The organism is Candidatus Tokpelaia sp., assembly GCF_008636115.1.
In the GTDB taxonomy this organism is placed as follows: domain Bacteria; phylum Pseudomonadota; class Alphaproteobacteria; order Rhizobiales; family Rhizobiaceae; genus QLZD01.
In genome coordinates this window covers 106,497-118,759 of sequence record NZ_QLZD01000013.1, presented here as the reverse complement: position 1 = coordinate 118,759, position 12,263 = coordinate 106,497, and the positions used below count along the sequence as shown (strand labels likewise).

The following is a 12,263-nucleotide window of genomic DNA, read 5'->3' as shown; positions in this document are numbered from 1 at the left end:
AAGGCCGGTTAACGGCAAATTTGTCCGTTAACCGGCAATTTCTCCCCCGCGCCGGCCTGTAATAGCAAAGGCAACAGAGTTTACCCGTCATTGCCGATAATCGGCGCAGAGCATTATTATATTTTATATTATTGACTAACAGCGCAAAAAGCCAGATAAATGAAAATTATGTTCCTGCTTTTTCGCCGGATTGCGGCCTGGCCGCAGCCGGGCTGATGTATAATGCGGCCGGCCTTGTGCCCTGTATCTGCGCCTTAATGGAGGTTTTTGTGATAAAATCAGAACTTGTGCAAAATATTGCCAATCGCAATCCGCATTTGTTTCAACGCGATGCCGGGCATATTGTCAAAACTGTGCTTGATGAAATATCCGCCGCTCTGGCTGAAGGCAAAAGGGTGGAATTACGCGGTTTCGGTGCTTTCTCAGTCAAAAACCGGCCGGCGCGGCTGGCGCGTAATCCGCGGAAAAACACCCCCGTGCCGGTGGAGGAAAAATGGGTGCCGTTTTTTAAAATCGGCAAAAATCTCTATGACCGGCTTAACCCGGAAGCCGAACCCGGTGAAAGCCGCAAAAAATAATTTCGTCACAGGCTCAATCATGTCCTTAAAAAAAATATGCGCCTTTATCATTCTTGTCCCGCTGGCCGTGATAATGGTTGCTTTTATTATCGCCAATCGCCATTTTGTAACCCTCAATCTAGGCATTTTTTCTCTTTTTTCCGGCCGGGCAGAAGAAGGTTACAGCCTGACCGCGCCGCTTTTTGTCTGGCTGTTTGTGTTTTTGTTTCTGGGTTTTGCCGCCGGCGGTCTGGCCATGCTGCCCAAATTATGCAGAGTGCAAAAAAACCGGCACAGGCTGGAGGCGGAAAATGCCCGCCTGCACCAGGAAGTGCTGGCCAAAAAACCGCATGCTGTTAAAGATTATAGTGACGAAATTACTATTTAGGCTGAAGGCCGCTGCCGGGTAATTTTATCTTTGCCGCTTTGAGCTGAAAGTTGCGAATGCGCCAAAAGCAAAAAAATCTGCCGCGCCGCATGGCGGCGGCGCCGGCAAGTATGCCGGAAGTGCCTTTTGCCTTCCCCGCTTTTACCGGAGAATTGCCGTCTGAAACTGTGCCGCTGATTTTGGAAACCCGGCCGACACGCGATTATGCTCTGATAGATAGCGGCTTTGGCAAAAAGCTGGAGCGTTACGGCGCTTTGCATATTATCCGCCCGGAAGGGCAGGCTTTATGGCCGCCGGCCTTGCCCGAGCGGGAATGGGCACAGGCTGATGCCGTATTTACCGGTAATCTGGAAGAAGAGGGGGTGGGGCGCTGGCAGTTTCCGCAAGCAGAAAAACATTATGGCAAAGGCGCAATTCCGGCTGAAACCTGGCCGCTGCAATGGCGGGGCCTGCCTTTTCTCGGCCGTTTTACTTCTTTTCGCCATGTCGGCGTTTTTCCTGAGCAGGAGGCGCATTGGCTGTTTATGGAACAGTTGATAAAACAGGCAGGAATTAAAGGAGGCCCGCGCCCGCGTGTTTTGAACCTGTTTGGCTATACCGGGCTGGCCTCACTTATTGCCGCGCGCGCCGGGGCAGAAGTGGTGCATATTGATGCTTCCCGCAAAGCCATTGGCTGGGCGCAGGAAAACCAGCTTTTTGCCAAAATGGCTGATGCCCCCATTCGCTGGATATGTGAAGATGCGCTAAAATTTATGCGGCGAGAACAAAAACGCAACAGTTTTTATGATATTATTCTGCTGGATCCGCCGGCTTACGGCCGCGGCCCAAAAGGGGAGATCTGGCAGTTTTTTGACCATATTGCCGAACTCACGGCTCGCGCCCGCGCTTTATTATCGCCGCAGCCGCTGGCGGTTATCTTAACCGCTTATTCCATTCGCGCTTCTTTTTATGCACTGCACACATTGATGCGGGAAAGTTTTCGCGGCTGCAATGGCAGGGTAGAATCCGGCGAGCTGATTTTGCGCGAAGCCGGCTTGTCGGACAAGGGTGAAAACCGGCCGGACGGCCGCCAAAAAGCCGGTAGAGTGCTTTCTACCTCACTTTTTAGCCGCTGGGTCAATATAATATAAAGCAACAGACAAAGTGACAATCAAATTATGGTAAAAACTGTAACAGGCAAGGTCGAACAGGAAGCAGCAGGCACCGCTTTTGCCGCGCCGCCAAATAATTACAGTTTTTCCGACAGACCGGCAAAAGCGGGAAATCCGGCAGCAGGAACGGTAAAAACCATTACCAGCCTTGCTAATCCGATTATCAAGGATTTGCGCGCTTTGGCGCTGAAAAAACACCGCGAGCGCGAAAGATTATTTATCGCCGAGGGGTTGAAACTGGTGCTGGAAGGGCTGGAGCTTGGCCATAAAATCCGTTATCTGGTTTATGCTGAGGGGAATGAGAGCGGCAATCTGGCCGAGCAGGCGGCAGCGCGCAGCTTTAGTGCCGGCGCTTTGGTGATTAAGGCCAATGCCAAAATTATGGCTGCCATTACCCATCGTGATAATGCGCAAAATATTATCGGCGTGTTTGAACAGCAATGGTATGGGCTGGAGCAAGTTCTGCAAGGTCGGGCGCCGCGCGCTTATGCTGAAAGCCGCCCCGCCCCGCCTGGTAACAAAAACGCCGCCAAAACTGTTTGGCCCCGGCTGTTTCTGGCGCTGGACAGGGTGCGCGACCCCGGCAATCTGGGCACAATTATCCGTACGGCCGATGCGGCAGGGGTAAGCGGGCTGGTGCTGGTGGGCGACACTGCTTCCCCCTTTGCGCTGGAGGCTGTGCGCGCCACTATGGGCTCTATTTTCGCTGTGCCGCTGTGCCGGCTGTCGCTGCCGCAATTCCTGCAAAAAATACATAATTTTGCCGGGCAGATTATCGGCACATATTTGCATGGCGGAGCAGATTATCGAATGCTCCCCTATTTTGAAGACGGCAAGGATATTATGCTGATAATGGGCAATGAGCAGCAAGGCCTGGCCGACAGCCTGGTGCAAGCCTGCTCCGCTCTGGCGCGTATTCCGCAAACCGGGCGGGCCGATTCGCTTAATCTGGCGGTTTCAACCGGCATTATGCTCTATGAAATTTGCCGAAACCGCCTTACATTCTGATATAATGAGATTTCGGATTAAAGGAGTTTGCCTGTGCGCTGCCGCCATGCCCTTTATGCTTTCTGCTGGATTATGCTTTTTGTGGCGCTGGATCAATTCAGCAAATACTGGATTGCGCATAATATGGCTGAGGGGCAGGAATGGCCGCTTTTGCCGTTTTTATCTTTTTATCGCACCCGCAATACCGGCATTGCTTTTTCCATGCTGTCTTCTTTTAGCGATATTGGCCTGATTATACTGATTTTTGCCATTATTCTCTTTATTTTTTATCTGTTCTGGCGGCAAAACGGGCGCGACAGGCTGGCCTGTTTCGGCTATTTGCTGATTATTGGCGGCGCGCTGGGCAATTTGCTGGATAGAATAAGGCTGCATTATGTGGCGGATTTTATCCTGTTTCACCTTGGCAACTGGTCTTTTGCTGTTTTTAACCTGGCCGACAGTTTTATCACTTTTGGGGCATTTTTTATTTTCCTCAACGAGTTTTTAAAAGCAGATTTCTGGAAAAACGCCAAAAATAAATCGTAAAATACTTAAATATTACCTTTAGTTAACTATAATATTATTTATAATGTAATTTGAAATATATTAGAATATTTGGTCATTGTTTTTTAAACTTATGCCGTTACTTTATTTTTGCGGACTAAATAGAAGTTCAATCAAGGCAAGCGGCAAAGCAGATGACACGGCAGACTCCCCCCTCCCCGTCCGGTAAAGGCGCTCAGGCTCAAATACGGCAGCAAGGCTCTGACAAGGCACAGCAGCCTCATATTGCCGGGCAACAGGCAGCCGCCTTACGCTGCGTATCAAAAGCAAAAACAGCGGCAACAGCAAGCGGGTGTGATACGGATTTTACGGTTCATATTATCGGCGCGGCTGAGGCAGGCCCGCTGTTAAATGAAACGCAGCGCCTTTATTTGCGCCCGGACAGCCTGGTCTTTTTTCTTTGCCGCGAGCAGCAGGCAAGCAATATTGCGGTTTTCGGCTTTTGCATTGTCCATAATAAAGGGGGGCAAAAACCGGCCATAAACAGCGGGGCGGCGGCAGCCATTATTACCCGCACCGGCGACAAAACAGCGGCCAGACCTGTGCCGGTGCTGCGTTTTGCGGCAGACAATATTGTCAAAACTCATCAGGGTAAAAATTTTCTGGAAATTGCCCTGTTCCATATAGCCGATAAACGCAAAACGCCGCGCGCCAAAACCTTATTGCTGCGCGCCGTGGCCGATTATTGCCAGCAAAAGCAGATTGATTATATTTTTGGGCAATTTTCATTTGCGGGCAAATATCCCGCCGCTTATGCACGTGAGTTTTCTTATCTCTACCACCATTATCAGGTGAAAAAGAGTTTTGCGCCTGCCTGTGACAGCGCTAAAAGCGTCTCTATGGATATTATGCCGGCCGAAGCTGTGCCGCCGGGGAAAAACCGCCATTTTATGCCGCCGCTTTTGCGTTATTGCCTGCGTCTGGGCGCCAAAGCCGGGAACCGCGTGACCGTGGATAAAAGCTATAATCAGGGTGCCGGCGCCATGAATGTGTTTTTGTTAATGCCGTTAAGCCGGCCGGCAGAGATAAACAGTCTCACCGGCAAGGCCGGCAAAGCAGAAGCAGCAGCTATTCTCAGCGCCGAAACCAGGTCAAAAGCCTGACCGGCCTTTAAGCTGCGCTTCTCACCCCCCATACCCCTCAAACGGCTCACAAGGTTTTGCGTCCGGCTGTTTGGGGGTTGGTTACAGTCTGATTGCCAGCCCGATTTTCCCGCCTTTTTGTCGTTTTTAATATAATACGGCCTGTACCCGGTCACGATAAAGCCATAATGTTTTTGATAGTATAGCACCCGCGCCTGGGGGCAAAACAGCTTTCGCCGGTAGTGTTTCTGTTTTTGCCGGATACAAGGAGCGTGTTTTATAAAGATAAAGGGTTTTCGCATGTTTACATGTCAGGGTTTTGCTGTTGATTCAGCTACAGATAAATTCAAGCCTTACAGTTTTGAGCGGCGTGATCCGCTGCCGCATGATGTTGATATTGAAATTTTATATTGCGGCATTTGCCATTCCGATCTGCATACGGCGCGCAATGAATGGGTCGGCGGCACGCTTTACCCCTGTATTCCCGGGCATGAAATTGTCGGTAAAGTGGTGCGCACCGGTGCCAAAGTGAGCAAATTCCGGGTTGGCGACCGGGTTGGTGTCGGCTGCATGGTCAATTCCTGCCGCGAATGTGAAAATTGCCGCCGCGGGCTGGAAAATTATTGCCTCAAAGGCATGACCGGAACATATAATGATCCCGATCCGGAAACCGGGCCGAAGCGCTATACTTTCGGCGGTTATTCCAAACGCATTGTCGTTAATGAGGATTTTGTCCTGCATATTCCTGAAAATCTGGATATGGCCGCCGCTGCGCCGCTGCTCTGCGCCGGCATTACCACTTATTCGCCTTTGCGCCATTGGGGGGCCGGGCCGGGCAAAAAAGTGGGGGTTGTCGGCCTGGGCGGTCTGGGTCATATGGCGGTAAAACTGGCAGCGGCCATGGGCGCCGATGTCAGTATGATCACTACCTCGCTCAACAAAAAGCCGGACGCGCAAAAACTGGGCGCCAAACATGTGATTATTTCCAAAGATGCGGCGGAAATGCAAAAAGCCGCCGGCACACTGGATTTGATTATTGACACGGTAGCGGCCAAACATGATCTGGATTCCTACCTGCAATTATTGAGACTGGACGGCACATTAGTGCAAGTGGGCGCGCCTTCCGACCCGCTGGCTTTCCATGTCTTCACCCTGATTATGCGGCGCCGTTCCGTGGCCGGCTCGGTTATTGGCGGCATTGCCGAAACCCAGGAAATGCTGGATTTCTGCGGTCGGCACAATATTACCGCCAATATTGAGATGATAAAACCGGACGGAATTGACGAAGCCTATGAGCGCATGCTGAAAAGCGATGTCAAATATCGCTTTGTCATGGATATGGCCGGGGCATAAGGCAATTTGTGTTGATACCCGCTTCGGCTCATGCGTTAAATCACAACCGCCTGAGCCGGGGCATAAGGGTGGTGTGCAGGCGCCTGTAAAATTTCACCCCTCCCCGCAACACACCTGAAAATCAGGTTTTCGGGCGCGTTTTATTAAATAGCAGCATAGCCAAGCGCGCGGTTTTGCCGCTTTTTTCTTATTTTCTCCGGCTTTTCAATAAGATTAGCGGTTTGTGCCGGCGTGGGAGAATTTTGTGGCAAAAACTTTGCCAATAACGGCAAAAACAGCAACGCCAAAAAGGACACAGGCTGTAGTCTCATGCTTTGCCAAGGCTAAAAAAACCGCAGCCGCAATCAAGGCAGCAAGAACGGAAAAACCTGAATACTGCCCGCGTTTTGTGTCTTCGCTATCTTGCTTATCGTGCTGCATTTGCGCTTCAATCTCAAGATTTTATGCACAATAGCAAGCCGCTCATTTTCAAGCTTTTGCCCGACAATTTCAATATTAGCCGCCCGCGCCTTTCTGCCATTGCCAAAAGCGCGCAAAAAATCCCGGGCAGATTTTTTCATATTCCGCCGCACGTTGCGGGTGCGGAAAAGGGCCTTGAAATTGCTCTGCCCGCATCGTTGCAACAATAAGCTGCTCTTTCTCTGCTTCCGGCAGGTTAAGCAGTGCTTTTTCAAATTCTTCCGGCAATTTATATGCCAAAGAGACAGGCTGCGTTTCTTCAGCCTGTCTCTTTGGTTCCGGTGATTTCTCGCTGTCTTTTGCCTCGCTCTGTTGCAGCATATTCCTCCCCCGCTTTTGTCATATTTTCTGCAAACAAGACACCCGCCTCCGCCCAGGCAGCGGTCAGGCCGACATCGGGCAAATCAGGCACCCGCCAGGCTTCGGATTTTACTGTTTTACGCTCTTTTTTCTCATTATTTATAATGAGATAACAGGAAGAAAAGAAACCGTCAAAAAAAACCTTTTTCAAAAGCTTTTGCAGACATTTAACCGGCTCCCAAATAGATAAACAGCAAATCATGTCCTGTATTTAGGACATAAAAGCATTTTTGGTCAATAAAAATTTTGCTTGCCCCCGGGCAATAAAAGCAGCGAAAAGCAAGCAAGCGTGCCCAAGCTGTTCACAACATGGGCTAAAAGTGGAAATATGGCAAAATTCCCCTGTTCATGCTGCTGTTTGCCTCCTGGCTGCTTTAACCTAAATGTAACCTTGCAACAGTAACAATGGCGGAATTCAGGTGCGTTCCGCCTTGCCTTCCCCGCCGGCAAGCTTTATGCCTGTCCTCTTAATGGCAAAATTCTCTCGCACCTTTGCCGCCTGCTCCCAAATCCGTTATTAACAAGACTGATATAATCTATGGCTTCCCCTTTGCAAGCAACCGGTTCTCCCCCAGGCAGCTCCATGCTCTTTCCCGATAAAGCCGGCATTTGCAGCCGGCTCGTGCGGCTTTTTTGCGCTTTTGCTGCCTTTACCGGGCTGGGGCTGGCGGCAAAAACGCTGCTGCCGGCAGCAGGCTCTGCCGGCATGGTATCCGTTGTTTTGGCAGATAATAATTTTCCTGCTTTTGCCTGTTTTGCCGGGCTGACGGCTGCCCTGGCCGCGGCGGCAACTATCCTGCTGCGGCGCAATAAAATTCTGGCCGGCAAGGTAAAAATATTGCGTCAGAGAAGCGAGCATTATCAAGATTATATAGTAGCTTCGGCACAAAAAAACCGGGCAGATAATGCCGCGGCAACAGCCGGCCAGGCAGATTACGGCCTGCCCGCCGCTCTGGATAAAATAATATTTCCCCTGTGGCTGCGTGATAAAGAGGGGGTAATCCGCTTTGCCAATCAGGCCTGTCAGGCTATCAGCCAAGGGCAAATCGCGGCAGAACAGCCAGGCGCAACAATGACAAAAACAGAGCAGCACGCTTTGCCGGATATAGAAACACTGTTTTCGCCCGCTTTGCGCCAGGCTTTAGCCGAAGCGCGGCAGCAAAAGCGCGATTATAGCGGCAAAACCAATATTATCCTGCAAGGTAACCGGCATATTTTTGCCTGTCACAGCCTTTATGAAGCGCAGAGCCAAAGCTTTTTGGGCATAGCGGAAGATATAACCGAAAAACTGCATCTGCGAGATGAGGCCAAACGGATAAAACAAGGCTATGCCGAAACATTTGATCGGCTCTCTACTTCTGTCGCTATTTTTGATCCGGCGCAAAAACTGGAATTTTTCAACTCAGCCTTTGCCGCTCTCTGGCCGCTGGAAAACCGCTTTCTGGAAAGCCGGCCAAGCCATACTTTGCTGCTGGATCGCCTGCGTGAAAAAGGCATTTTAAATGAACGGCCCGATTGGCGACAATGGAAAGAAGACCTGTTTGAAGCCTATCGCTCACTCAACCCGCAACATTATATCTGGAATTTGCCTGACGGCCGCACTTTGCGCGTTGTTGCCAATCCGCACCCCCAAGGCGGTGTTACCTGGCTGTTTGATGATTTAACCGAAAAACTGGCGCTGCAGGCGCGTTATAATACGCTTATCCGCATGCAGGGCGAAGTTTTGGATAATTTATCTGAAGGCGTGGCTGTCTTTGGCTCTGACGGGCGGCTGCGCCTTGCCAATCCGGCCTTTGCCGGATTATGGCATTTGCCTGCCAATCTGGCGATAGAAGGTACACATATTGAAAAAATAAAAAGCTTTTGCCGGCAACAACAAGAGGCGAGGAGCGCGGAACGCGCGACAGGGACAAGGGATCAAGAGGCGAGGAGCGCGGAACGCGCGACAGGGACAAGGGGTCAAGAGGCGGGGAGGGGCGCAGCCCCGACAGGGGCAGAAAGAGAAAAGGCGGGGAGCGCAGAAGGCGAACAGGGGAATACGGCAAAAAGCGCGATAAATGCGGCAAAAATGCCGGAGCAGGAGCAGGCAACAACAAATAGCGGCGAGGATAATACCAGCAATGCGGTTTGGCAAAAGCTTGCCCTTTATGTTACCGGTTTTGCCGATAAGCGCGATTTTGTCCAGGGCCGGACAGAAGTGCATTATGCCGGCACAGCCGGGCGGCGGATTTTTGATTATATGTCTGTGCCGCTGCCGCAAGGGCAAACAATGCTGACTTTTGTTGATGTGACCGATAGTGTCAATATTGCCCGCGCCTTGCATGAGCGCAATAATGCGCTGGAATCGGCCGATAAATTGCGCAATGATTTTGTCCAGCATGTTTCTTATGAATTGCGCACGCCGCTTACCAATATAATGGGCTTTACCGATTTGCTGCTGTCATCGGCTTTTGGCGGCCTGACCAGGCAGCAAAGCGATTATTTGCAGCATATTGCCGGGCAATCTGTGCTGCTTTTCAACCTTGTCAATGATATTCTTGACCTTGCTACTGTAGATGCCGGCATTATGGAGCTGAATATTGGTGCTGTCTCTGTCGCCAAAGTGATGGATTATGCCGCAGAGCGGGTGAAAGCCGGGCTGGAAGCAAAAAATATTATACTGGATAAATATATTGCTGCCGGCCTGACGCAGTTTGAAGCCGATGAAGCGCGCTTGCGGCAGATTTTTGTTAATCTGCTAGACAATGCTGTTCAGGCTGCGCCGGAAAATTCGCATATTTGCTTTACCGCTGAAAAATATAAAAATTATATTGCCTTTAGTGTAACCGATGAAGGCCCGGGTATCCCGCCTGAGCGTCTTGAGACAATTTTTAAACGCTTCACTTCTTATGCTTATGAAGGGCGTAAAACCGGCATAGGTTTGGGGCTGTCCATTGTCAAAAGTTTTGTCGAGCTGCATCAGGGGCATGTTCTGGCTGAAAACGGTAAAGATAAAGGCACAAGGCTGATTTGCCGTTTTCCTTTTCATGATAATACGCTAAAACAGGGGTAAAAAACAGTTTGCAGAGCACAGGCGGGCAAATGAAAATAGAACTGCAAGAGGAAAGCGCAACCCGGATTTTTGCGCAAGATCTGGCGCTATGCCTGCAAAAAGGCGATATGCTGACCCTCTCCGGTGATTTAGGTGCCGGCAAATCTACTTTGGCGCGCGCCCTTATCCGCGCTTTGGCCGATAATGACAGGCTGGAAGTGCCAAGCCCCAGCTTTGCCCTGCTGCAAATTTATGAAGAAACGCGATTGCCGCTGGCTCATGCCGATATTTACCGGATAGAAGCAGCGGCAGAGATAGAGGAATTGGGGTTTGCCGATTTGCTGGCAGCAGGCATTGTGCTGATCGAATGGCCGGAAAAAGCCCCCGTTTTATTGGAGAGGGCACAGTTTCGCCTGCATTTGCAGGAAACGGGCGCAACAAGCCGCCTGCTGACTATTACCGCCGCGCCTGAAGCAGAGCAAAGGCTGCGCCACTCGCTTGCTATTCGCGCTTTTTTGCAGCAAAACGGCCGGGGAGCGGCAGAAAGGCGGTATTTGCAGGGTGATGCTTCCCCGCGTTTTTATGAAAAATTATTCTATAATGAATCGGATAATCAACATAAAACAGAAATTTTAATGGACGCGCCACTGCGCGAAATTGCTGACAGCAGCCGCGCTATCTATATTAAACAGGCACATTTGACCGCACATAACCGCCAATTTGTTGCCATAGACAGATTATTATGCCGAAACGGTTTTAAAGCGCCGCAAATTTATGCTGAAAATGAGCAGCAAACTCTGCTGATTCTGGAAGATTTGGGGAGAGACAGTTTGAGTAGCGCTTCAGCCCGGCCCAACGCCAGGCGCTATCTTGCCTGTAGCGAATTTCTGGCCAGATTTCACCAGACAGATTGGGTAAAAGCGGCCAGACAGCAAAACTGCCTTTTGCCCGTTTATGATGAAACTGCCCTGCAGGTAGAAGCGGATTTACTACCCGATTGGTATCTGCCCTATAAAACCGGCAGCCAGGCTTCAAGCGCCTGGCGCGCTGAATATCACCGTCTATGGCAACCGCTTTTTGCCGGATTGCAGCAAAATGACCAAAATCTGGTGCTGCGTGATTTCCACTCCCCCAATATTTTGTGGCAAAACGGCGAAGAAGGAATCCGGCGTATCGGCCTGATTGATTTTCAGGACGCGATTTGGGGGCCTGAAGCCTATGATCTTGTCTCACTGGCGCAAGATGCGCGCCTGACTATTGCGCCGGAGCTGGAAAAACTGATTATTGAGGCCTATCAAACCGCGCGCGCCGCTTTTGCCGCCCCTTTTAATGTCGAAAAGAGCAAAGAGGCCTATGCCATTTTGGGGGCACAGCGCGCTGCCAAAATATTGGGAGCTTTTGTGCGGCTTGACCGGCAGGACGGCAAGGATTTTTATATGCGCCATTTGCCGCGTATAGCAGATTATTTACAGCGTAATCTGCAAGCGCCGCTATTAAAGCCGCTAAAAGATTTTTTTGCTGAAAGCGGCCTTATCTAATGGCAGAACAAACCTCCTTTGACAAAAATTCGGCCGGGCCAAAAACGGCCATGCTGCTGGCAGCAGGGCTGGGCACGCGGCTGCGGCCGCTGACGGATAATTTGCCCAAACCGCTCGTGCCGGTAGCAGGCAAAACATTGCTGCAGCGCGGGCTGGAGCTGCTTGCTGCTGCCGGCGTAGCAAAAACCATTATCAATATACATTACAAGGCAGATATATTGGCTGCTTTTGTTAAAAAAATTGCTCCGCATTATGCTATGGAGCTGGTTTTATCAGATGAAACTGATTACCTGCTGGATTCTGCCGGCGGCATTATCAAAGCTTTGCCGCTTTTGGGACAAGAGCCGTTTTTTGTCCTCAATGCCGATACATTCTGGCTGGAAGAGCCGGGCAGCGCACCCAATCTGCACCGGCTGGCGCATGCTTTTAATCCGGTCAAACAGGATATGCTGCTATTGACTTTACCCTGCGGCCAGGCACCGGGCATTGCGAAAGCGGATTTTTTACAAAATGCCGCCGGCAATCTCAGCCGCGCCGGCAAAGCACCCCTCTCCCCGCAAGCCGTGCTTTATGCCGGCGGGCTTATTACCCGGCCGGCAATTTTTGCCAATGCTGCCGCCAATATGCCGCAATCACTGAATAGGTATTTCGACCGGGCTGTTGCGCAAAAACGACTTTACGGCCTGAAATTGCAGGCAGAATGGCATAGTGTCGGCTCAATGGCCGAATTATATCAAACAGAAGCTGCTTTGCAAAAATGCGATTAGTCACGCGCCCAAAGACAGGCATAATT

At 50.7% G+C, this 12,263-nt stretch carries 12 protein-coding genes; 10 read left to right on the top strand and 2 right to left on the bottom strand.

Going from position 1 to position 12,263, the window contains the following annotated elements:
* Nucleotides 1–269: 269 nt before the first annotated feature.
* The 7 genes from DPQ22_RS01170 to DPQ22_RS01140 all read left to right on the top strand — a co-directional run bounded on the left by DPQ22_RS01170 (nt 270) and on the right by DPQ22_RS01140 (nt 6,082).
* On the top strand, nt 270–578 hold the full coding sequence (locus tag DPQ22_RS01170; RefSeq protein WP_150212751.1) for an integration host factor subunit beta: 309 nt from the start codon (nt 270–272) through the stop codon (nt 576–578).
* 19 nt (nt 579–597) lie between these two features.
* The gene (locus DPQ22_RS01165) at nt 598–945 is read left to right on the top strand and encodes a LapA family protein (protein ID WP_190323081.1); all 348 of its coding nucleotides are present in this window, start codon (nt 598–600) and stop codon (nt 943–945) included.
* Nucleotides 946–1,034: 89 nt separating this feature from the next.
* Nucleotides 1,035–2,075 carry an RsmD family RNA methyltransferase gene (locus DPQ22_RS01160; RefSeq protein WP_425305134.1) on the top strand — a complete coding sequence of 347 codons (1,041 nt, stop codon included), beginning with the start codon at nt 1,035–1,037 and terminating at the stop codon, nt 2,073–2,075.
* A 27-nt stretch (nt 2,076–2,102) separates the two neighbouring features.
* Nucleotides 2,103–3,104 (top strand): TrmH family RNA methyltransferase, encoded by a 1,002-nt coding sequence (locus tag DPQ22_RS01155; RefSeq protein WP_150212749.1) that lies wholly within the window; start codon nt 2,103–2,105, stop codon nt 3,102–3,104.
* Nucleotides 3,105–3,137: 33 nt separating this feature from the next.
* On the top strand, nt 3,138–3,629 hold the full coding sequence (lspA, locus tag DPQ22_RS01150; RefSeq protein ID WP_150212748.1) for a signal peptidase II: 492 nt from the start codon (nt 3,138–3,140) through the stop codon (nt 3,627–3,629).
* Between the two features lie 152 nt (nt 3,630–3,781).
* Complete coding sequence (locus DPQ22_RS01145) at nt 3,782–4,750, top strand: hypothetical protein (protein ID WP_150212747.1); 969 nt, start codon at nt 3,782–3,784, stop codon at nt 4,748–4,750.
* A 279-nt stretch (nt 4,751–5,029) separates the two neighbouring features.
* Nucleotides 5,030–6,082, top strand: coding sequence for an NAD(P)-dependent alcohol dehydrogenase (locus DPQ22_RS01140; protein WP_150212746.1), 1,053 nt, complete (start codon nt 5,030–5,032; stop codon nt 6,080–6,082).
* A gap of 344 nt (nt 6,083–6,426) precedes the next feature.
* Here the strand turns inward: DPQ22_RS01140 and DPQ22_RS01135 are convergent, their stop codons facing one another.
* Both DPQ22_RS01135 and DPQ22_RS01130 read right to left on the bottom strand, forming a co-directional pair.
* Nucleotides 6,427–6,642, bottom strand: a complete 216-nt coding sequence (locus tag DPQ22_RS01135; RefSeq protein ID WP_150212745.1) for a hypothetical protein — start codon at nt 6,640–6,642, stop codon at nt 6,427–6,429.
* Nucleotides 6,643–6,800: 158 nt separating this feature from the next.
* On the bottom strand, nt 6,801–7,052 hold the full coding sequence (locus tag DPQ22_RS01130; protein WP_150212744.1) for a hypothetical protein: 252 nt from the start codon (nt 7,050–7,052) through the stop codon (nt 6,801–6,803).
* A 387-nt stretch (nt 7,053–7,439) separates the two neighbouring features.
* Here DPQ22_RS01130 and DPQ22_RS01125 point away from each other — a divergent pair, with 387 nt between their 5' ends.
* From DPQ22_RS01125 to DPQ22_RS01115, 3 genes are read left to right on the top strand one after another with little or no spacing between them, the layout of a single operon-like run.
* Nucleotides 7,440–9,953 (top strand): PAS domain-containing sensor histidine kinase, encoded by a 2,514-nt coding sequence (locus DPQ22_RS01125; RefSeq protein ID WP_150212743.1) that lies wholly within the window; start codon nt 7,440–7,442, stop codon nt 9,951–9,953.
* A 29-nt stretch (nt 9,954–9,982) separates the two neighbouring features.
* Nucleotides 9,983–11,470: a tRNA (adenosine(37)-N6)-threonylcarbamoyltransferase complex ATPase subunit type 1 TsaE gene (tsaE, locus tag DPQ22_RS01120; RefSeq protein WP_150212742.1), complete on the top strand. Its 1,488-nt coding sequence runs from the start codon at nt 9,983–9,985 to the stop codon at nt 11,468–11,470.
* A complete protein-coding gene (locus DPQ22_RS01115) occupies nt 11,470–12,237 on the top strand; it encodes a nucleotidyltransferase family protein (protein ID WP_150212741.1) in 768 nt (255 codons plus the stop codon). The genes tsaE and DPQ22_RS01115 overlap by 1 nt, the downstream gene beginning before the upstream one ends.
* Nucleotides 12,238–12,263: the final 26 nt, after the last annotated feature.

What these genes read in the sequence shown, in the direction of transcription:
- DPQ22_RS01115 (WP_150212741.1), top strand. Translation starts at nt 11,470, where the DNA reads ATGGCAGAACAAACCTCCTTTGACAAAAATTCGGCCGGGCCAAAAACG.
- tsaE (WP_150212742.1), top strand. Translation starts at nt 9,983, where the DNA reads ATGAAAATAGAACTGCAAGAGGAAAGCGCAACCCGGATTTTTGCGCAA.
- DPQ22_RS01155 (WP_150212749.1), top strand. Translation starts at nt 2,103, where the DNA reads ATGGTAAAAACTGTAACAGGCAAGGTCGAACAGGAAGCAGCAGGCACC.
- DPQ22_RS01165 (WP_190323081.1), top strand. Translation starts at nt 598, where the DNA reads ATGTCCTTAAAAAAAATATGCGCCTTTATCATTCTTGTCCCGCTGGCC.
- DPQ22_RS01135 (WP_150212745.1), bottom strand. Translation starts at nt 6,642, where the DNA reads ATGAAAAAATCTGCCCGGGATTTTTTGCGCGCTTTTGGCAATGGCAGA.
- DPQ22_RS01145 (WP_150212747.1), top strand. Translation starts at nt 3,782, where the DNA reads ATGACACGGCAGACTCCCCCCTCCCCGTCCGGTAAAGGCGCTCAGGCT.
- DPQ22_RS01140 (WP_150212746.1), top strand. Translation starts at nt 5,030, where the DNA reads ATGTTTACATGTCAGGGTTTTGCTGTTGATTCAGCTACAGATAAATTC.
- DPQ22_RS01160 (WP_425305134.1), top strand. Translation starts at nt 1,035, where the DNA reads ATGGCGGCGGCGCCGGCAAGTATGCCGGAAGTGCCTTTTGCCTTCCCC.
- DPQ22_RS01125 (WP_150212743.1), top strand. Translation starts at nt 7,440, where the DNA reads ATGGCTTCCCCTTTGCAAGCAACCGGTTCTCCCCCAGGCAGCTCCATG.